This window comes from Ruegeria sp. BHSA191 (assembly GCF_059613325.1).
In genome coordinates, this window is sequence record NZ_JBXWSH010000016.1 from 1 (window position 1) to 19,211 (window position 19,211).

Annotated in this window: 15 protein-coding genes and 1 pseudogene; 9 read left to right on the forward strand and 7 right to left on the reverse strand. The window is 55.5% G+C overall.

Annotated elements, in window-relative coordinates:
• Positions 1-304 precede the first annotated feature (304 nt).
• The 8 genes and pseudogenes from AC2FNS_RS14420 (at position 305) to AC2FNS_RS14455 (ending at position 8,589) form a co-directional block, all read left to right on the forward strand.
• Positions 305-886 carry a hemerythrin domain-containing protein gene (locus tag AC2FNS_RS14420; RefSeq protein ID WP_496710952.1) on the forward strand — a complete coding sequence of 194 codons (582 nt, stop codon included), beginning with the start codon at positions 305-307 and terminating at the stop codon, positions 884-886.
• A 354-nt stretch (positions 887-1,240) separates the two neighbouring features.
• Entirely contained in the window at positions 1,241-2,257 is a 1,017-nt protein-coding gene (locus AC2FNS_RS14425; protein WP_496795419.1) for a DUF1214 domain-containing protein, read from the forward strand.
• A 14-nt stretch (positions 2,258-2,271) separates the two neighbouring features.
• On the forward strand, positions 2,272-3,270 hold the full coding sequence (locus tag AC2FNS_RS14430) for a DUF1214 domain-containing protein (RefSeq protein ID WP_496797567.1): 999 nt from the start codon (positions 2,272-2,274) through the stop codon (positions 3,268-3,270).
• A 532-nt stretch (positions 3,271-3,802) separates the two neighbouring features.
• Complete coding sequence (locus AC2FNS_RS14435; RefSeq protein WP_496710949.1) at positions 3,803-5,221, forward strand: circularly permuted type 2 ATP-grasp protein; 1,419 nt, start codon at positions 3,803-3,805, stop codon at positions 5,219-5,221.
• A 2-nt stretch (positions 5,222-5,223) separates the two neighbouring features.
• Positions 5,224-6,165 carry an alpha-E domain-containing protein gene (locus AC2FNS_RS14440; RefSeq protein ID WP_496687001.1) on the forward strand — a complete coding sequence of 314 codons (942 nt, stop codon included), beginning with the start codon at positions 5,224-5,226 and terminating at the stop codon, positions 6,163-6,165.
• 3 nt (positions 6,166-6,168) lie between these two features.
• The gene (locus AC2FNS_RS14445) at positions 6,169-6,966 is read left to right on the forward strand and encodes a transglutaminase family protein (RefSeq protein ID WP_496710948.1); all 798 of its coding nucleotides are present in this window, start codon (positions 6,169-6,171) and stop codon (positions 6,964-6,966) included.
• A gap of 11 nt (positions 6,967-6,977) precedes the next feature.
• Complete coding sequence (locus AC2FNS_RS14450) at positions 6,978-7,727, forward strand: proteasome-type protease (RefSeq protein WP_496710978.1); 750 nt, start codon at positions 6,978-6,980, stop codon at positions 7,725-7,727.
• Between the two features lie 158 nt (positions 7,728-7,885).
• Positions 7,886-8,589, forward strand: a pseudogene (locus AC2FNS_RS14455) (IS6 family transposase).
• 54 nt (positions 8,590-8,643) lie between these two features.
• Here AC2FNS_RS14455 and AC2FNS_RS14460 read toward each other — a convergent pair.
• The 6 genes from AC2FNS_RS14460 to AC2FNS_RS14485 all read right to left on the reverse strand — a co-directional run bounded on the left by AC2FNS_RS14460 (position 8,644) and on the right by AC2FNS_RS14485 (position 16,432).
• On the reverse strand, positions 8,644-10,374 hold the full coding sequence (locus tag AC2FNS_RS14460) for a Na/Pi cotransporter family protein (RefSeq protein WP_496710947.1): 1,731 nt from the start codon (positions 10,372-10,374) through the stop codon (positions 8,644-8,646).
• A gap of 9 nt (positions 10,375-10,383) precedes the next feature.
• On the reverse strand, positions 10,384-12,060 hold the full coding sequence (locus AC2FNS_RS14465; protein ID WP_496710946.1) for an alkaline phosphatase family protein: 1,677 nt from the start codon (positions 12,058-12,060) through the stop codon (positions 10,384-10,386).
• 79 nt (positions 12,061-12,139) lie between these two features.
• Complete coding sequence (locus tag AC2FNS_RS14470) at positions 12,140-13,720, reverse strand: arylsulfatase (RefSeq protein WP_496710945.1); 1,581 nt, start codon at positions 13,718-13,720, stop codon at positions 12,140-12,142.
• A 185-nt stretch (positions 13,721-13,905) separates the two neighbouring features.
• The gene (locus tag AC2FNS_RS14475) at positions 13,906-14,433 is read right to left on the reverse strand and encodes an HdeD family acid-resistance protein (protein ID WP_496710944.1); all 528 of its coding nucleotides are present in this window, start codon (positions 14,431-14,433) and stop codon (positions 13,906-13,908) included.
• A gap of 178 nt (positions 14,434-14,611) precedes the next feature.
• Positions 14,612-15,472, reverse strand: a complete 861-nt coding sequence (locus tag AC2FNS_RS14480; RefSeq protein ID WP_496710943.1) for a hypothetical protein — start codon at positions 15,470-15,472, stop codon at positions 14,612-14,614.
• Between the two features lie 51 nt (positions 15,473-15,523).
• A complete protein-coding gene (locus AC2FNS_RS14485; protein WP_496710942.1) occupies positions 15,524-16,432 on the reverse strand; it encodes a hypothetical protein in 909 nt (302 codons plus the stop codon).
• A gap of 218 nt (positions 16,433-16,650) precedes the next feature.
• Between AC2FNS_RS14485 and AC2FNS_RS14490 the strand changes: the two genes are divergently transcribed.
• A complete protein-coding gene (locus AC2FNS_RS14490) occupies positions 16,651-17,697 on the forward strand; it encodes a helix-turn-helix domain-containing protein (protein ID WP_496710941.1) in 1,047 nt (348 codons plus the stop codon).
• A 158-nt stretch (positions 17,698-17,855) separates the two neighbouring features.
• Here the strand turns inward: AC2FNS_RS14490 and AC2FNS_RS14495 are convergent, their stop codons facing one another.
• On the reverse strand, positions 17,856-19,040 hold the full coding sequence (locus AC2FNS_RS14495; RefSeq protein ID WP_496710940.1) for an AI-2E family transporter: 1,185 nt from the start codon (positions 19,038-19,040) through the stop codon (positions 17,856-17,858).
• Between the last annotated feature and the right edge of the window lie 171 nt (positions 19,041-19,211).

The window sequence follows — 19,211 nt, forward strand, 5'->3', positions numbered from 1 at the left end:
GCGAAACAACCGCCGCAACGTGCGCCCACGGATGGATACCCTGGTGCCAACGGCTGGATGTACCGATGCTCGACCGCTTTGGGCTCCGTGCCGACGGTCAGCCCGAATTGCGCGAGAGACCGCTTCCTAATGTCGAATGTCGGCGCATCAGGCTACGCCACTGAAACCGAAAGGCTGTCTCGATTTTGTCAATGTATGCTTGCGGGGCTGGGCTGCAGTTCGGACCGTCGCAGCGCCGAAAGACAGTTCTGAGCCCAAAGCAGACGCCCTTGACTCGGCGTGAGCAAGGCTTTTCTTATCCATCATGACTGACCTTTCGACCCTATTGCTAGATGAACTCAGCCTCGACGAAGCTGCCCGACCGAAAGCGCCGCCGGTGGCGGACGCGACAGAAATACACCGTCAACGAGGCCAACAACTAGCCGCGATCCACCGACATTATCTGATGGAGATGGCCCAAATCGGCGCCGTCCTGACCCGGATCGAAGCGGGGGACACGCCGCCTGAGCACCTGAAGCAGATCGTGCTTTCACTCGACATGGCTGAGAATTTTCGAGTATTCGGATCGCTTTGCGGGCGCGAATGCCAGGTGCTCAAGTTCCACCACGACATTGAAAGCGCTGATATGTTTCCACGTATCGAGGCAGCCAGCGGAGACAGGTTCCGCGAGATTGTGGCCAAATTGAAGGCAGAACATGAGGTCGTCCACGAGTTAATCATCCGCCTCGGTCGTGCGGCTGAATCTTTGGCGGAAGACCCTTCCGATGCAAATTTCAAAAAGACTGCCGCCACATTTCGGAAATTGGAAGAGGTTGTACGCTCCCATTTCGGCTACGAAGAAACCGAATTGGCGGAGGCTATTGGGTACTATCTCGGGTCGATCTAAAGGTGCCTTTTAGACTCCGAACCATCGTCGTCATCAAGAACTCTTTAGACCGAAAAGCGGTCTCCGGCCCAAAAAAAGCGTTTAAAAATCAGTGATCTAACGTTGCGAGTGCAGAGCGGACCCTGCCCAGAAACGCTCGGCGGCATCCTGCCAAAAGCAAAAAAACGCATTTCTCGCCGCAGCAACGTTTAGCGGTCCAACGAACCGGCAAATTGGAACCAAGGGCTTGTTCCTAAGGCGTTGCGCTTGACGCAGGTCAAAGAACTTTAAGGTCAAACGTAGATATTGGCTTGTCAATGGAACGAGGGGATAGTTGCGATGCGAGTAAGTCTAACTGCCTTGGCTTTGGCAGTGATGGTCGGAACAACGGGGCAGGCGCAGACGACGACGAACACCCTCGAGGGCCTGATCGAGAGTGCGGAGGTGCCGATCACCTCGGACAATTTCATTCGGGCCGCCACTGACCTTGAGCTTCAAAAATACGTGTCGCTCGCGGGTGGCATCAATCGGTTTTTCCACTTCCGGGAACCGACCCCGGTCGAAAACCAACCGACGATCCGGATGAACCGCGACACGCTCTACAGCACCGCGGTTGTCGACATAAGCGAGGGCGCGACGTTGATCCTTCCAGACGTTGCGGATCGCTACATGACGGCAATGGTTGTCAATCAGGATCACTTCATAAACGAGGTGTTCTTCGGTGGCGGCACCTATACCCTCGACATGGAAACGTTCGACACCCCTTACGTGATTGTCTATCTCCGCGTGCTTGTCGACGCCGCAAACCAAGAGGATGTGGCGGCTGTCAATGCGATCCAGGACGCAATGACAATCGAGGCCAACGCTTCCAACGCGTTCGTGGCCCCAAACTACGATGAAGACGCCTTTGAGGCGGTAGTCGAACAGCTGCTGCCGCTCGGTGCTCTTGGTTTCGTTCCAGACAGTTCCCGCATGTTCGGCAAAAAGGAAAACGTCCACCCCATACGTCACATGCTTGGCACGATTGCCGGTTGGGGCGGGCTTCCGGAAGAGGAAGCATTCTACCCGGCATTTTTCCCAGGTCTGCCCGTCGGTGCGTACAAGATCGAAGTGCCGCAGAACGTGCCAGTGGACGCTTTCTGGTCGGTGAGCATGTATAACGCCGACGGCTTCTATGAACCGAACGCTCTGAACGCCTACAGCATCAACTCCGTCACCGGCGCGCGGAATGCTGACGGAAGCATGACCATCCATCTTGGAGCCTGCGACGACGGGCGGGTGAATTGCTTACCTATCACAGAGGGCTGGAACTATGTGGTGCGCCTGTATCGCCCCCGCCCGGAAGTCCTAGGTGGAAGCTGGACCTTCCCCGTTGCGCAATCTGTGAATTGAGAAGGGCGCCTATAATGTTGAAGAAATTGATTCCGATTGCGCTGCTGGCCCCATCTCTGGCTGTTGCCGAACCAGTGACGCTGGACACCTTTGTCCGGGCCGAGACGGATCATATGTTCTGTGCCAACATGGCCGCTTTTGACGTGGGCGTTGGAGAATTGATCCACGTTCGCAAACCGACGACCCCGGACAACCAACCGGTTATCCGGATGAACCAGGACACGCTCTACTCCGGGATTGTCCTGGACCTGTCCGATCCGGTTGAATTCACTCTGCCCGATTTGGGCGAGCGATACATCTCGATGCATGTGGTCAACCAGGATCACTACATGTACGTCGAAACCGCGCCTGGGACATACACGCTGACCGAAGAAAACGTTGGTACTCGTTTTGCCTATGTGACTGTACGAATATTCATGGACGCCAACGATCCTGACGATGTGTTAGAGGCACATGCCGCTCAGGACAGCCTTGTCGTGGCTGGGGGTGGAGCAGGTCCGTTCGAGGCACCGGATTGGGATCAGGATGATTTGGCAACTGCACGCACGGCCCTAAGCAACCTTGCCGAACTCGGTTTCAGCAGCTTCTACTCGTTCGGTACCGAAGGAGAAACAAAGCCCATCGATCACCTGGTTGGTGCCGCCGCCGGCTGGGGCGGTCTGCCACGCACTGCGGCGCTCTATGAGATCGACAGCGTCGATGCAAATGATGGCGTAACACCACATTCGGTCACGTTGAATGCAGTACCGGTTGACGCGTTCTGGTCAATCACTGTCTACAACGCCGACGGCTACTTGGAAGCAAACGATCTCGGCCGCAACAGCCTCAATAACGTAACAGCCGAACCCAATTCCGACGGCAGCATTACCATCAATTTTGGCGCCTGCGAGGATGGGCGGGTGAATTGCATTCCTATTGCGCCAGGTTGGAACTACACCGTTCGGCTATATGAACCTCGTGAAGAAATCTTGAACGGGAACTGGTCCTTCCCTGCAATCGAGGCGTTGGAGTAAGGGGCACTTAAGTTGGTTTCCAGGTGACCGCATCGTCCGCATCTCGGACATCGCGACCCCAAATCTCGCTGAGCCGGCCACCAATGACCGCTTTTTCCGCTGCATCGCAGCAGCCAAATGTAGGGGGCCATGCTGCATTTGCAGGGGACCCTGCGAGGCCACGTTCGGAGTGGGCTCAGAGCGGTCTCGCGGCGCTGCGACGGTCCGAGCTGCAGCCCAGCCCCAAAAGCCGCCATTGAAGAAATCGAGACAGCCTTTCGGTTTTAATGGCGTAGCCTGATGCGCCGATATTCGACATTAGGAAGCTTTCTATCGCGCAATTCGGGCTGACCGTCGGCACGGAGCCCAAAGCGGACGTTCAGATGCAGCACAAAACATTGAATGTGACTTCAACTGGAAACACGAATAACGCCATGTTGTTAAGATTATCACATTATCCAGTTCGCCTGAAAATTAGACGCTCCTTCCAAAGACAGCTTCCAACCAAGCCTGAATGACTTGAAAAATCTGATCTATGCGTAAAACTTAAAGTATGAGTGAGTATTTTGATGAAATGTTCAACGGCGATGGATCACTCAGAGGTCCATACGAAGAGATCGGTCGCTGGTTCAACGCGGAAGACGTATCACGACTGAGGGCGAAACAGCGCGAAGCCGAAAAAGTTTTTAGGCTGACGGGCATCACTTTTAACGTATACGGCAAAGCCGAGGCCGAAGAACGTCTGATACCGTTTGATATCGTGCCACGAGTTATTTCAGCGCGGGAATGGCAGCGGTTGGAACGCGGTATCGAACAGCGGGTGCGCGCAATCAACGCATTTCTACATGACATTTACCACCGTCAAGAAATTGTCCGGGCCGGGCGTGTGCCGGTTGAGATGATTGCCGGAAACGAGGCCTTCCTGCCACAGATGCTTGGTGTCTCACCGCCTGGTCAGGTCTATACGCACATTGTCGGCGTCGATCTGGTGCGAACCGGACCAGACGAGTTTTTCGTTCTGGAAGACAATGCTCGTACGCCATCCGGGGTCAGCTATATGTTGGAGAACCGGGAAACGATGCTAAAGATGTTCCCCGAACTCTTTAGCGCAACCAATGTTCGGAATGTTTCAGACTATCCCCGTAATCTGAGACGTTCTCTTGCTGCCTGCGCACCAACTGTAGCAGACGGAGAACCCACTGTCGCGGTGTTAACCCCCGGCATCTATAATTCAGCCTACTACGAACATGCGTTTCTTGCTGATCAAATGGGCGTGGAATTGGTCGAAGGCCACGATCTGCGGGTTGTCGACGGACGAGTCTGCATGCGCACCACCAGAGGTTATACTCCCATCGACGTACTTTATCGCAGGGTTGATGACGAGTTCCTGGATCCGCTGAATTTCAACCCCAACAGCGCATTGGGCGTGCCGGGTATTCTGGATGTCTATCGTGCTGGCGGCATCACAATTGCGAACGCGCCGGGAACAGGTATAGCCGATGACAAGGCGATCTATTCCTACATGCCGGAAATCGTTGAGTTCTACACGGGCGAGAAGCCCCTGCTAAAAAACGTTCCTACGTGGCGCTGCAGCGACCCCGAGTCGCTGTCCTACGTATTGGACAACCTGTCGGATCTTGTTGTCAAAGAGGTGCACGGGTCGGGCGGCTATGGGATGCTGATCGGTCCGACCGCCAGCAAGAAAGAGATCGCGGCCTTCCGTGACAAGCTCAAGTCGCGGCCGTCGAACTACATCGCTCAGCCCACATTGTCTCTCTCGACGGTGCCCATCTTCGCCCGTTCGGGGCTTGCCCCCAGGCATGTCGATCTGCGGCCGTTTGTTCTGGTGTCCCCGCAAGGGATCGAGATCACCCCCGGCGGCCTGACGCGCGTTGCGCTGAAAAAAGGGTCCTTGGTCGTTAATTCAAGCCAAGGCGGCGGGACCAAAGACACCTGGGTTCTGGAGGACTGACCATGCTGGGAAAAACTGCTGGCGGGTTGTTCTGGATGTCCCGGTATCTTGAGAGGGCGGAAAATACGGCCAGATTGCTGGAAACAGGCCAGAGGATGGCGCTGACCCGGACAAAGAATTCCGATGCGGAATGGGGCTCGGTTCTGAAAACTGCCGGCGTTTTCAGCGGGTACAGCGCCAAATATGATGAGATTTCGAAAGACAATGCCGTGGATTGGATGTTGCGTGATGCCGACAATCCATCCTCGATCAAGTCGGTCATCAAACAGGCGCGGGACAACGCGCGCCTTGTTCGAACCGCATTGACCAATGATGTCTGGAGTGCGGTGAACGCCACTTGGATGCAGATTGATCAAGCCATGAAGCGCCGCGTGAATGAGAGGGACCTGCCTGCAACGCTGGAACTTATTCGTCAACAAGCCGCTCTGGTTCGTGGCGCAACTCTGGGGACCATGCTGCGCAATGACATTTTCGATTTCACCCGGATCGGCACCTTTGTCGAGCGGGCCGACAATACCGGGCGTATCCTGGACGTGAAGTACTATGTCCTTCTGCCCACGGCCTTCTCGGTCGGCTCGTCGCTGGACAACATCCAGTGGGAAAGTATCCTGCGGTCCGTTGGGGCAGGCGGTGGCTATCGCATGACCCACGGCCAGAACACCCGGCCGTCGGAAATTGCGCAGTTTCTGATCCTTGATCAGAGGATGCCCCGCAGCCTGCATTTCTGCTGTAGGAAGATTCAAGAGAACCTGTCCTACCTCAGCAAAGACTATGGCTTTGCGGGTCCGTCCGTTACGGCGGCCAACGCGCTTTCCGAGAAGTATCTCGACCGGCAGATTACCGATATCTTTGACCTCGGGCTGCACGAATACATTCAGGACTTTTTGAAGGATCTCGGGGACCTGAGCCGCCAGATCGAAATTGATTACCGGTTCTATGAGTGACCAATGAAACTGCATATACGCCACGAGACACGATACGATTTCGACGCGCCGGTTCCCTTCGGTTTGCAACAGCTGAGGAAGACACCAAAGTCTTTTCGCAATCAAAGCATTGAAAGTTGGAACACCGAAATCACCGGCGGGCGCAAAGAGCTGGTGTTTGAAGACTACCATCGTAACACCGTGGAATTGATCAGTTTCGACGCAAACACCCAAAGTATCTCGTTGATCTCCGAGGGTGTGGTCGAGGTTGAAGACACCCACGGCGTCTTGGGGCCTCACGAAGGATCGACTCCTTTGTGGCTGTTCAAAAGGCGCACCGCTCTGACAACGCCGGGGAAAGGGGTTGCCGAACTGATAGGCGCGTTGCCCAAAGGTGAACCGCTGGAACAGCTACATGCTCTGTCCGAAACAATTCGAGCTCAGGTCGCGTACGAAATTGGAGGTTCGCACCCGGGCTGGAGCGCAGAAGATGCACTCAAAGCTGGGCGCGGTGTGTGTCAGGACCATGCGCATATCTTCATTACATGCGCACGACAGATTGGAGTGCCAGCACGCTATGTATCGGGTTACTTGATGATGAACGAAACAGAACTTCAGGACGCGACCCATGCTTGGGCCGAAGTGCATTTGGACGGGCTTGGCTGGGTAGGGTTTGACGTTTCAAATGGGATTTCACCTGACGATCGATACGTACGCGTCGCAACCGGGCTGGACTATGCCCAAGCCGCACCGGTAATAGGGAATAGAATTGGGACAGCGGGCGAGCAATTGACAGTGCAATTGAAAGTCGCACAGCAGTAACGGAGAACATGATGACCTATGCTGTGGGCATGCGGCTGAATAGCGGGCTGGTGTTCATGTCGGATACGCGCACGAATGCAGGCGTGGACAATGTTTCGACCTTCAACAAGATGTTCAACTGGACAGTCGAAGGGGACCGGTCGATCACAATCCTAACGGCCGGAAACCTGGCCACTACTCAGGCCACGATAAGCCTTCTGGAAGAACGAACAAAAGCGCCGGCAGATCGCTCACCATCGATCTTAGAGGCGCCCACAATGTTTCAAGTTGCGCAACTGGTCGCGGCTACGCTGAACGACGTAATCGAGGGGCATGCCCGGTCTGGTCAGCAAGCGGACAGCGCTTTTCACGCGACACTCATTGTCGGAGGCCAGATCAAGGGCGGCCCGTCTCGTCTGTTTTTGATCTACCCTGAAGGCAATTTTATCGAGGCCGGCGACGACACCCCGTTCTTTCAGATCGGTGAGACAAAATATGGCCGCCCGATTCTGGTGCGTGCCTACGATCCGGAAATGAGTTTTCCGGAAACCGTAAAACTCTTGCTTGTCAGTTTTGACTCCACGATTAAGGCCAATCTGTCTGTCGGGGCTCCGCTTGACCTGCTTCTTTACGAGGAAGACAGTCTTACGGCCGGCACGCGGTCAAGATTCGAGTCCGACGACCAGTACTTGCGCGTTGTTTCTGACAGATGGGGTGACGCTTTGAAGTCGGCGTTGGCCAAACTGCCAGAATACAAATCGGGGCGAAAATCAAACGATTGAGCGTCCGCTTTGTGCGCATAGTTGCCATTCGCGATTTTTCGCTCAACGTCCGCACTGAGCCCGAAGCGGGCGTTCTTGTCGCTGCGCACATACACACTTTGGAGCTCTGTCATAGAAGACGGCTTGAGACGTGGAGGTCTGATTTGTAGCGTCAGATTATGACGACACGATCCCCGTTTCGCTACTTCAAAACGAGCCCAGAGATCATCCGCCTGGCGGTGATGCTGTTTGTCGGTTTCCACTTTCGTTGCGCAACGTCGAGGATCTTCTGAATGCACGCGGGATCGACGTCAGCCACGAGGCGGTGAGGTTCTGGTGACATCGGTTCGGACCGATGTTCGCCAGTGAGATCCGAAAACGTCGAACCGACGGCATGTGTTCCAGCAAGTGGCGCTGGCATCTCGACGAATTGTTCGTGAAGATCAACGGTGAACGCCATTACCTTTGGCGTGCGGTTGATCACGAAGGCGAGGTTTTGGAAAGCTTCGTCACGAAGACGCGTGACAAGAAAGCTGCGCTGAAATTCTTAAGAAAAGCAATGCGCAAGCACGGTCGCCCCGAAGTGATCGTGACCGATCGGCTCAGATCCGACGGTGCTGCCTTTAAGGAAATTGGCTCTGGCCACCGCCAGCAAACCGGTGGGTGGTTGAACAATCGCGCAGAGAATTCACACTTTTCACTTCTACGACGAGAACGGGCGATGTTGCGCTTCCGGCGGATGCGAAGTCTGCAGAAATTCGCGGCCGTCCACGCATCGGTCTACAACCTGTTCAATTCGCAGCGCAGCCTCTACTCCAGACCAAGTTTCAAGCTGACCCGCGCCGCTGCTCACGCCGAGTGGCGCGGTCTCTGCGCCGAATAGGGGGCAAGCATCCTGTCCTTGTAGAGACTGGTTAGAATTTGTCTGACAGCACCCTTAATTCTGATCGTCGCCACTACGAAGAACCGTTCGGGCGGCGCGACGGGTTATCATCATGAGCACGCGCAGCGTTTGGGCAAGCTCAATCCGCAGGCGTAAATCTTCGGCCCTTACCTTGTCATCGGTCGTCAAAACCTGTGCCGCAGCAAGCGATGCGAAGGCCCGTTCTCCGGCATCCTTGTATCCGAGCACACGCATAGCTGCGTTTTTGTCTCTGTCGCGAACGGCGCTGACGGCGTCCCGAACCGACATTTCCATCAACTTATACATATCGGAGAGTCCTAATTCTTCGTCATTAGAACGTATCGTACGGAGAACGGGCAAGATCCGAACATTGAGGATCTCCGAAACCATGTTGAGTTCGGTGGCTGCAATGGCGAGATTGACCCGTTCGTCTGCATCCGCTTCACGCAGTTCGCTTTCACCAACGCGCGCCAAAAAACGCGTAATTTGCGGCAGCAGGGCCGCACCCGTTTTTGCCTGGCTTTCGGCTTCGTCGAGTCTGGCTTTGTCCCCCGATTGTACAACTGCCCAAATCTCGTCGAGCATGTTTTGGGCGAGACCTCCTAGCCGTGCCGTCTCTTCACGCGCGGCTTGCAGCGCCATGACAGGCGTGCTCAGGAGCGCGTCGTCAAGAAACTCCGGAACGACAGAAACGGTTGCCTCTGTAGACTTTGACTCTGGCACCAGGCGGATGGCAAGGGCGGCGATCTGCTGAGTGAAGAACAGGAATATCACCGTGTTGATAACGTTGAAAAGCGTGTTCGCATTCGCAATCTGCCGTGGGGTTTCAACGGCCAAGCGCTCCGCACCGACAAGATCCGGGTAGCTAGGCGAAACAGAGACTGTCAGCGAGGCGAGGAACGAAATCAGGGGCAACCAAAGCAAAACACCCGCGACGTTGAATATGACGTGTACTGCCGCTGCACGACGCGCATCCAGCGGTTTACCGATCGAGGACAAAGCGGCTGTCACGCATGTCCCGATATTGGCGCCGAGCGCCATGGCGATTCCAGCCTCTAGGGAAACCAAACCCTCGCTGGACATAACCACGATTATGCTTGTAGTGGCCGAAGAGGATTGCACTAGCGCAGTGAAGAGCGCCGCAATAAGTATGGCAAGAAACGGGCTTTCCGCAATCGACTGCATCAGGCGGAGAAATGGCTCGTAGCCACGCAGCGGCACCATTGCGGCACTCATCATGCCCATCCCGAAAAAGACGAGGCCGAGACCCAAAAGGATAGAGCCAAGATGCCTGGTTCGGTCCTTTTTGGCGATGAAGTTGGTGAAGAAACCCAGCGTTATCATCGCCGGAGCGTACTCTTCAACGCTAAAAGCCACAATTTGAGCGGTCATGGTGGACCCTACGTTGGCGCCCATGATCACACCAACAGACTGTTGCAGTGACATGACACCGGCGGACACGAATCCTACCACAAGCACTGTGGTGACGGACGAAGACTGGACCACGGCTGTCACGCCGGCACCAGTGATGGCGGCCATCACCCTGTTCTTGGTGAACTTCTGGAGCACAACACGCATCTGGTCGCCGGCAGCGTTCTTGAGACCATCTGACAGGAAGTTCATTCCCAGAAGAAATAGCGCCAATCCACCGAAAAGTCCCATCGACATCCCGCCAAAATCGAGCGAAAGGACGGCGCCGGTTGCATAATCCGTTGTCGCGGCAAGCAATACTGAGGTGAAGGCGACAGCGGCAATCAAGCTCATTTTCGCAGATTACCTCAGCGCTTCGACAAGCGGCTGGCCCAGCGCACCTGAGGGCGGCTTTGTGCCCAAATAGGCTGCGAGGGTAGGGGCAACGTCAACCGTTTCAACCCGTCGAAAGACCCGGGTAGGTTGTATGCCAGGGCCTGTGACAATTATTGGTACGTGCGTGTCGTAAGTCCAGGGCGATCCGTGGGCTGAGGCCACATGCAGCCCGTCGAAATCGGCGATGAACCAGTGCGGTTCGAAGACGAGGTAAATGTCGCCCGAGCGGTCGGGGTGGAAGTTGGCCAGAACTGCGTCCTGGATCTTGCCTCGAGGCACTGCTCCCACGCGAAGGTCTGAGCTGGCGATGGCATGGGCGATGCCTGGCAGCCGCTCCAGTTCCTCTGCCACTGCGCGCTCCACCAAGACGGGGTCTAAGCCGCGGGCCGCGATTTCTTCCGTGTCGAGATACAAGTAAGGGTTGGAAAAATTGAGGATCAGGTCGCGACTCTCGCCGAATTCGGCAGTCAGGCGCACGAAACCCGGCTCGGTGTCGATGCGCTCGAAGTCGAAGGTCCCAGCTTCGATGCCGAGTGTGGCCAGGTAGTCTGGATGCTCTGGCGCGCCGTGGTCGGCAGACAGAACTACGAGCGTCCGGTCCAGCCCGACACGGTCGTCGATATGTGCCAGCAAGTCGGCCAGCGTCCGGTCGAGCCGCAGAATGTTATCCTCTGACTCTAGGCTGGAGGGGCCGAAAATGTGGCCGACATAGTCGGTGGAAGACAGGCTGACGGCGAGGTAGTCGGGCACATCGTCCTGCCCGAGCCCCTCGTTGTCAATCAGCGCCTTGGCGAAGTCGGCAGTGATCTCGTCGCCGGCGGGGCTCAGCGTCAGACGCGTGGTGAAATACTTGTCGTCCGCCGCGCCGAATGCGTGCGGGAACGTTCGTCCGAAGCCAGGGAAATCGGTTTCCCATGGCTGATCGTCGCGGGTGCCGAACATGTAGGCGTCTCGCGTGGCGGACAGCTCCCACGCGGTGTCGGCGTAGCGCGCCACGACGCCCTTTGCCTCCCACTCGGTAATCCAATCCGGGTAGGCTTCCCGGTAGAACGTGCTGGTGACGAACCGTCCCTCCGACTTCGAGAACCAGTAAGCGGTGCCCGCGTGCCCTGCCATCGAGATAGCACCGCGATCCTTGATAGAGACGCCATAGACCTTCGCCTCGGGGCCGAAATGCAGCGCGATCTCGTCTGAGATCGTGGACGTCAAGATGTTGCGGGGCGAGCGGCCATCCGTCGTCGCGGCCCGCTGGGTGGGGTCGATCTCGGCGTCGGTATCGACGCCTTCGGCGCCTACGAGCGGAAAGTCGGGATCCTGTACGTTGTAAAACTGCGAGCCTCCGATCCGGTCGAACCACAGGTTCGCGACCATGCCGTGGATCGACGGATCCGTGCCGGTGGCGAGCGTCGTGTGTCCGACGATAGTTTCAGTGTTCGCATGTCGGTGATGGGCATCGACGAAATGCACGCCGCTTTCGATCAGGCGGCTAAACCCGTCCTCTCCCAGGTGCTGGCCGTAGCGATCGATCAGGTCGCCACGCAGCTGATCGACGGTGATCTGCAAGACCAAGCGCGGCTTCTCTTGCGCGCTCGATGTACTGGAGAGAAGCGTTAAGAGGCCCGCAACCAAATACAGCGTCTTCATTTGCCTCTCCTCGTATTCGATGGTTTTTTGATCACGGCATCCCAATGAGGCACGCCGCAATCAGTCTTTTTGGGCCTAATCACTGGTATGCGGGTGCAATGATACCTTTTTCAGTGATCTCCTTCAAAACCTGATACGCTCGCAGTGACTGGTAATTGATGCCGCTGGCATTCAAGACCTGCCCCTCTCGGAAAGGGTAACCGTCCATAGACGCAATGAAATCACGGATTTCTTCTTGGATCGGCACGAAGAGCCACATCTGATCCGCCATCCATCGCAGGTACATTTCCGATTCCAGCCACATTTCTTCGAGAGGGTCGGATCGCAAGTGAACGATCTTGGGCCAGTTCGAAGCGAAGCGCACGGCGTCAGTGATATTCCCCTCCAGCGTTGCGAAATGCACCTTCCAGTCATTCCACCTCACCGCATTCAGTTCACCGTTGGCTGAGAAGTAGAAGATCCGGTCGCGTGGGCTCTCGTCGACCTCGCCCGAGAGATACGGCATCATATTGTAGCCGTCGAGATGCACCCGGAAATCCTTGCCGTTCGCCGTGTGGCCCTGCAGCAGCTTCTCCTTGATATCCGGCTCGCCGGCCGCTGCGAGAAGTGTCGGCATCCAGTCTTCATGGCTGATGATGTCGTTAAACTTCGTTCCCGGTTTCACAGTGCCAGGCCAACGAATTAACTGTGGAACGCGAAAACCGCCCTCGAAGGTTGTGCCTTTTTCGCCATGGAAAGGGGTGATGCCGCCGTCTGGCCATGAAACCTTCTCGGCGCCGTTATCGGTAGAGTAGATAACGATTGTGTTATCCGCAATTCCCAGTTCGTCAAGCTTGTCGAGCAATTGTCCGACATGGCCGTCGTGCTCGGCCATGCCATCCGGATAGAGACCCATTCCGGTCAATCCGACGCTTTCCGGCTTCAAGCGAGTCCAGACATGCATTCGCGTTGTGTTCATCCAAACGAAGAAGGGTTTGTCCTGTTCCACCGAGCGATCGATGAAGTCCAGGGCGCCTGCGAGGAATTCCTCGTCGGCCGTTTCCATGCGCTTACGGGTCATCGGGCCAGTATCCTCAATCTGACCGTCCGCCGATGCCTTGATCACGCCACGCGGGCCATACCGCTCGCGAAACTCGGGGTCTTTCGGGTAGAAGTAGCCCTCAGGCTCCTCTTCTGCGTTGAGATGATAGAGGTTGCCAAAGAATTCATCGAACCCATGGTTGGTTGGAAGGTGTTCATTCTGATCACCGAGGTGGTTCTTGCCGAACTGTGCCGTGGCGTAGCCATGGTTCTTGAGCAGCGAGGCGATCGTGGGTGACCATTCGGGCATTCCATGCTTGGACCCGGGCATGCCAATTGTCAAAAGACCGGTACGGAACGGATGTTGGCCTAGAATGAATGAGGCCCGACCAGCTGTGCAGGATTGTTGAGCATATGCGTCGGTGAACATTCCGCCTTCGGCCGCCAGACGGTCGATATTTGGCGTCTGATAACCCATCATTCCGTGGTTATAGGCGCTGATGTTGAACATGCCGACATCGTCGCCCCAGATCACGAGAATATTGGGTTTTTCCGTGTTTTGCGCCGTAGCGGCCGCGGACGTTAGTCCCAGAGCTGTCGCCGCTATGGCGCACATTCTGGTTATCTTGATGAATAACATGATTTCCTCCTGTGTCTCGGGCGATGCCCGAAAGTGCTTTCCGACAGTTACGCCTAATTGCCTTGCTGTTGCGCGATCTCGCCGGAACGGACAGTCACGGCGGCGTTCATGCTCTCTCCGGCGGAGTTATCCATGGACTGCCCGATGATGACGAAATTACTATCGTCCGATATGAAGCGGTCCCTTTAAGTTGCCGCTGCTTTTGTCTTGTCCTTGCTAAACGCCAAGGCGAACGAAGACACACCGTCGGCGACAAGCTCTACCCCGAGGAGTATGCCGAGAGTCGAGACAGCGGAAACCGGCCAATCCATGAAGATAATGACGCCAAGCGCAAGCGAGGCGACACCGGAGATCAAGACCATCCAGAAAGCTTTTCGATCCTCCAGAGCAAACGCATACGCGATCTTGGCCGCGCCGCCAAACAGGAACGCAATTGCTATCAAAGTGGTTAGAACCACCATGCCCATCAAAGGCCGACCCAAGATCATCAAGCCGATGAGAAACCACATGATCCCGAGAAGGATAGTCCAGAACTTTACGGTGTTTGTTTCATCACGAAAGGCGGCGATCACCTGAGCGACGCCGAAGGCCACAAAGACAAAAGCTATCACTAAGGTCGCGAAACCGCTGGCCAATACCGGATTTGCAAGGGCAAATAACCCACCCAGCAGAGATACAATCCCCATGAGAACCCAAAGAAACCTGTTTTGCATGTCTGTACCTCCTGAGTTGATTGGGTGGGCTTTCCAGAAGATCTGATAGGATTGACCGAAAAGCCCAGCCTGTCTTGGTTCTTGCCTGTCTCCCGACTTTTATGCTCCCGACAGATACTCTACCCAATGGAATAGAAAGGATTTGCGGTTTTGGACCTGTCCGGGAGCCACCACGAAATCAGGGTTTCAACGCCTCGCGCGCCAATTCGGCAGAGTTTTTCAGCTTTTCCTTGCGGACCTTGTACTCTTCCTTGATCTCGGCCTTGCGCTTTTCAAATTTTGCCTTTCGTTCAGCAGAGGCTTTGGCGATCTGCTCGTCAAGAGCATCCAGACGCGCGTCCATTTCTGCATCCATTGCGTCAAGGCGCTCATTGATCTTCTTGTTGTTTTCCGCGATCCGCGCCTTCACGGTATCAACTTTGGCCATGATCGCGGCCTTGTTTTCTTCGTGGGAAGCCCGCAACTCTTCGTCCAGTTCAGCAAGTTCGCGGTCCATGGCACGCATTTCCGCTTCCCACTGCTCATCGACCGCATCGACGCGGGGTTTGCGGAAAATTGTGCCCCCGATTTCAGCCATCTTGGTGTCGAGGGGTGCTGTCCATATCTCGTCGACGGACGCAACGATGCAAGATTTGCCCGGAAGCAACTCAATGGAAACCTGATCGAGCATCGTCATGTCTACGCCGGAAACCATAAGGTCGCGATAAACGCCAAAAAGACCACCGGTCATACTTCCCATGGCCATGCCGCCAAGCGCGGCCTGGCTGGCAGCGGCGGTCCCCGCGACGGCCGCGCCAGACGCGATAGCGGCGGGTCCGGCCAAAACACCGACCATGGCGCCGATCATCATTCCGAAGGCCGTGCCGATCGGGCCTTCGTCCTGGGCTTTCTTGACCGCGACCTGTCCGTCTTCGTCTTTACCGATCACGGCAGCTGCGTATACCGCCAGTTCACCGTTCTGGTGCAGATCCCGTAACGCCTCCGCCCCTTTGAAAGCGGCTTCTTCTGAGTCGAACACGACTGCTACAAACTTTTCCATGAAATTGCTCCTCTTTTCGGTTCATATGTGGATGGAAACGGGGGAACCCGGCTATTTGAGAAACTGCATGTTCAAAGCCAGGTAGATCTGCCATTCCGGCACGCCGGCCCCGCGCCTGGCAACGGAGTACTGGGGTTCGACAAAAACGTTGAAGATAGTCTTGTCTTGCCGGGTCACTTTACCCAGCCTCAGCCCCAGCGGGACTGCATAGTTGTCGTTCTCGAAATTGTAGCTCCAAATCGGGGCGCCACCTGAATACCACCCTTTGCCCAGCTGATAAAAAACAAAGGGTTGGAATGCGGCCACGCTGGCACGGGGTTTGCCATTCGTATCACCGACGCCTCCGCGGTAGGTCAGCAGGTAACCGTACTGAACCAATGGCGAAATCGCGTTGAAGTAAACGTTGGCAAGACCCAATTGCCACTGGTCCGCCCCAAGGCCGTTCTTTCCTGTAGGCGCCACGATCTGAGGCCCGATGGCAAAACTGGTTGCAGGGTTTCCGGTATCGAACTGATAGGCAGCAAAAATATCCAGATCGCCGATGCCGGAGACGGTTGAGAAACCCGGACCGACGGGCAGAGAGTTCATCGGAAGCGAGGCTCGTACTAGCCAGTTCGAAGCCCCGATCTGCAAAGGTTGTGCATAACGTAGAACGAATTGGTTTCCTGAGCCGTTCGGAACGCCATTGAACGCGCCAACATAGTAGTTTTGGAGGTTGAGCGCACGGATGTCCGCCAGGGGATTGTTGGCTTGGGCAGCGGCCTGGTTTTCGCTGTCCGGCGACGCCAGGGCGACACCCGCAGTCAGGGACAAACAGATCGAAGCGAACAATATGAACGCTTTGATCGGAACGGTCGCAGACGCCCCTCCGGTTATGCCTTCTGCCTGCCCCGGCGACACTGCACAGGCCCTGTAAGAAATCCGTCGAAGCATCTTTTGGGAAGCGTCCCCAAGGGTCATCTGGCCAATCCTTCCCGGATCACTTGAAGGTGTTCATGCAGAGCCCGATCGAGCCTCCGCATTCCAACCCCAACAGGCAATGCCCATTAGGCCAACCGCCGGAAACAAGGCGAAACGCTTTGATACCGCGTTGCCGCACTCTAAACTCGAACTCACGCTATCTGCTTTTCTGCATGCGGTGATTCTGTAGAACATATTAGATCACAAGGGCTTGAGACATGTCGGCGAACGCGCAAAAATCGAATGCTAAGCTCTCGGAGGTGGAGGATTCTCCAAAGGTCCGGTTGGCGCTCGTGCGCGCGCCCCTTGAGCTCTTTTCAAAGACGCATCCCTCTAAGGCGGCGCGGATCAGGCGGGACCTGAGAGACAGTGTTGGTCAATGGTTTGCCGAGGCCCGGTTGCCTTATTTCGACTATCTGCACGTCTTGGCGCGTGTCGGTTCCGATGACGAGGATGGAAATCTGCTCTTACGGGCCGGAATGGCACCAGATTTGGGAACACTAGGTTTATTCGGAAAGGCCTGCATCCACTCCGACACTTTATGGACAGCGTTGAAAACAGCACAGCGGCTAATGGACGGCCTTGTCAGCGCAGGGAAAATAAACATCCGCTTGCAACGAAACCGGTGTCGAGTATCGGTGTCTACTGCGCCGCTTATTCCCGATGGCTTTGACGAGAGCTCCAAGTATTTGATTGCATTGCTTTGCTATCTGGTTTGTCTATCGGATAGAACCTCGAACGCTGATCTGAAAATTTTTTTCCCGGGTGCTTCGTGCGCACATCTGGGCGTGTTTCCAAAAGTAAAGCGGTTCGTATCTGCTTCGGAATATGCTTTGGAGTTCGATGAACATCTGCTGAAAAGCTCCCTGAAATTCTCGAACCCGGAACTAAACGCTTTCCTGCCCTTGATCGTTGAAGAATTGAAACAACTTGAAAACGACGCGGACTTAGCCCTGCTGCTCAACAAGATGAACGCCGCGGCTTTGAACACGCGCTTTCGCCCGCTTCGACTGTCCGAAGCAGCTTATCTGCTCGACACCAACGCGCGCACCCTTCAGTTGCGCCTAAAAAATAGGGGAACGACATTCAGCGATCTTAGAAAAACTGCTGTGCACCAAAAAGCACGGATAGAACTTGCTGCCGGACGATCGATCAACGAGACGAGTGACCTATTGGGGTTTGAACATAGGCAGAGTTTTTCAGAGGCGTTTCATCGTTGGGAGGGGACGGCACCTTCTGTTTTCGCGTCACTTGCGAAATGTTAAAGACAGTAAGCCCGAAACGACCGCAGGGAAAGATGCGGTGGCGCGGCACAAAGCCCCTGTCGCAGCTCAGAATAGTCCCGGTTCATCTTTCTTTGTGTCGAAAGACAGCGCGGGGTTGGACGCAAGCAGACCTTCGAGACTGACTGGCGCTCTCCGGCTCACTTGGCACGGTTCTTTTCATACTCTTCCTTAAGCCGATTGGCCTCGATCTCCAGATCCGTCTGTGAGGTATTCTCAGCATCGTCGATTGTGGGCCTAACGGACGCTGTCTTCTGATCGGGTGTCGAGAGCCTTCCGTCGCCAGACATCAAGATCGCCGCCCATCTCAGGCCGGGAACATGGGCAAAAATTATCATTACGCAAACCGTAATGGGAACGCTGAGAAAAGCGCCAGGCAAACCCCAGATCGTCGTCCATGTCGTCAAGGCGACAATGACCATCATCGGGGATAAGTTGAGAGATTTCCCGGTAAGAGCAGGCTCCAAAATGTTGCCGATGACGAATTGGACTGCTCCGCAGCCCAGAACGATTATCAGTAATGCAGAATAGCCATCGAACTGGACCAGCGCCACAACCGCCGGGAAAATGACGGCCAGCACCGAACCAATGGACGGAATGAAGTTCAGGGCGAACGTCAGGACGCCCCACGTTTCGGCAAAGTCCAGGCCGACGGATTTCATGATCGCATAGCACAAAAGCCCGGTTAGAGCGCTCACAAATGTTTTGATGCCCACATACCGTTGCAGGGACTCTGAGATGTGAATGACGGTCCTGCCTATTTCCGCACCCAGCTCTGGATCATTGGCAGAGATTGCCAGCTTTTCTCGCATTGGGCGGCGTTCAATCAACATGAACGGCAAGTACAGGAGAACCAAGAAAGCGCCGGACAAGAACGTCTTGGCCGAGCTGACCGTTTCCACTGCAAACCCCGAGGCATCCAAGTCCTGGATGACGTTGACAACCGCGTTTGCATTATCGTCCCCAATGATCTCGACGATATTCGCAAGGATGCCGGCGAACCGGTCTTGATATCGTGGGACCGCGGCTGCCACTTCCTTTGCCTGAGCCGACAGTACACTCAAGATAGCGAGGATACCGGCCACGATAAGCAAGAAGCCCAAAACATATGACAGCCAAATCGGAACCGAACGGCCACCGATCCGAATTGCTGCGATACGATCAATGACAGATACAATGAGTACGAATAGCAGGCCAGAAATGGCCAGAGGTATCAGCAGCTCTTTAAGAACAAAAAGCCCTGTAACGGTAGTTCCCACAACAATTGAAGAGTAAGCCCAAAACGCCAAGGTCGCAGCTGGTCGGGTAGGCGTGTTTTGGTCCATGTTGCGTGGTCCTGTCCTTGGATCGCGAGCGCGGGCTGACCTCAGCGTAATTCGTCAGCGTGAGTCTGGCCTTTTCCTTGTGGAGCAAATGGCCTCTGGCGAAAGATCCTAGCTGCATTCGGCTGGTTGCTCCATACGCAAAAATCTTCTGCTCGTGCGTGACACGGCGAT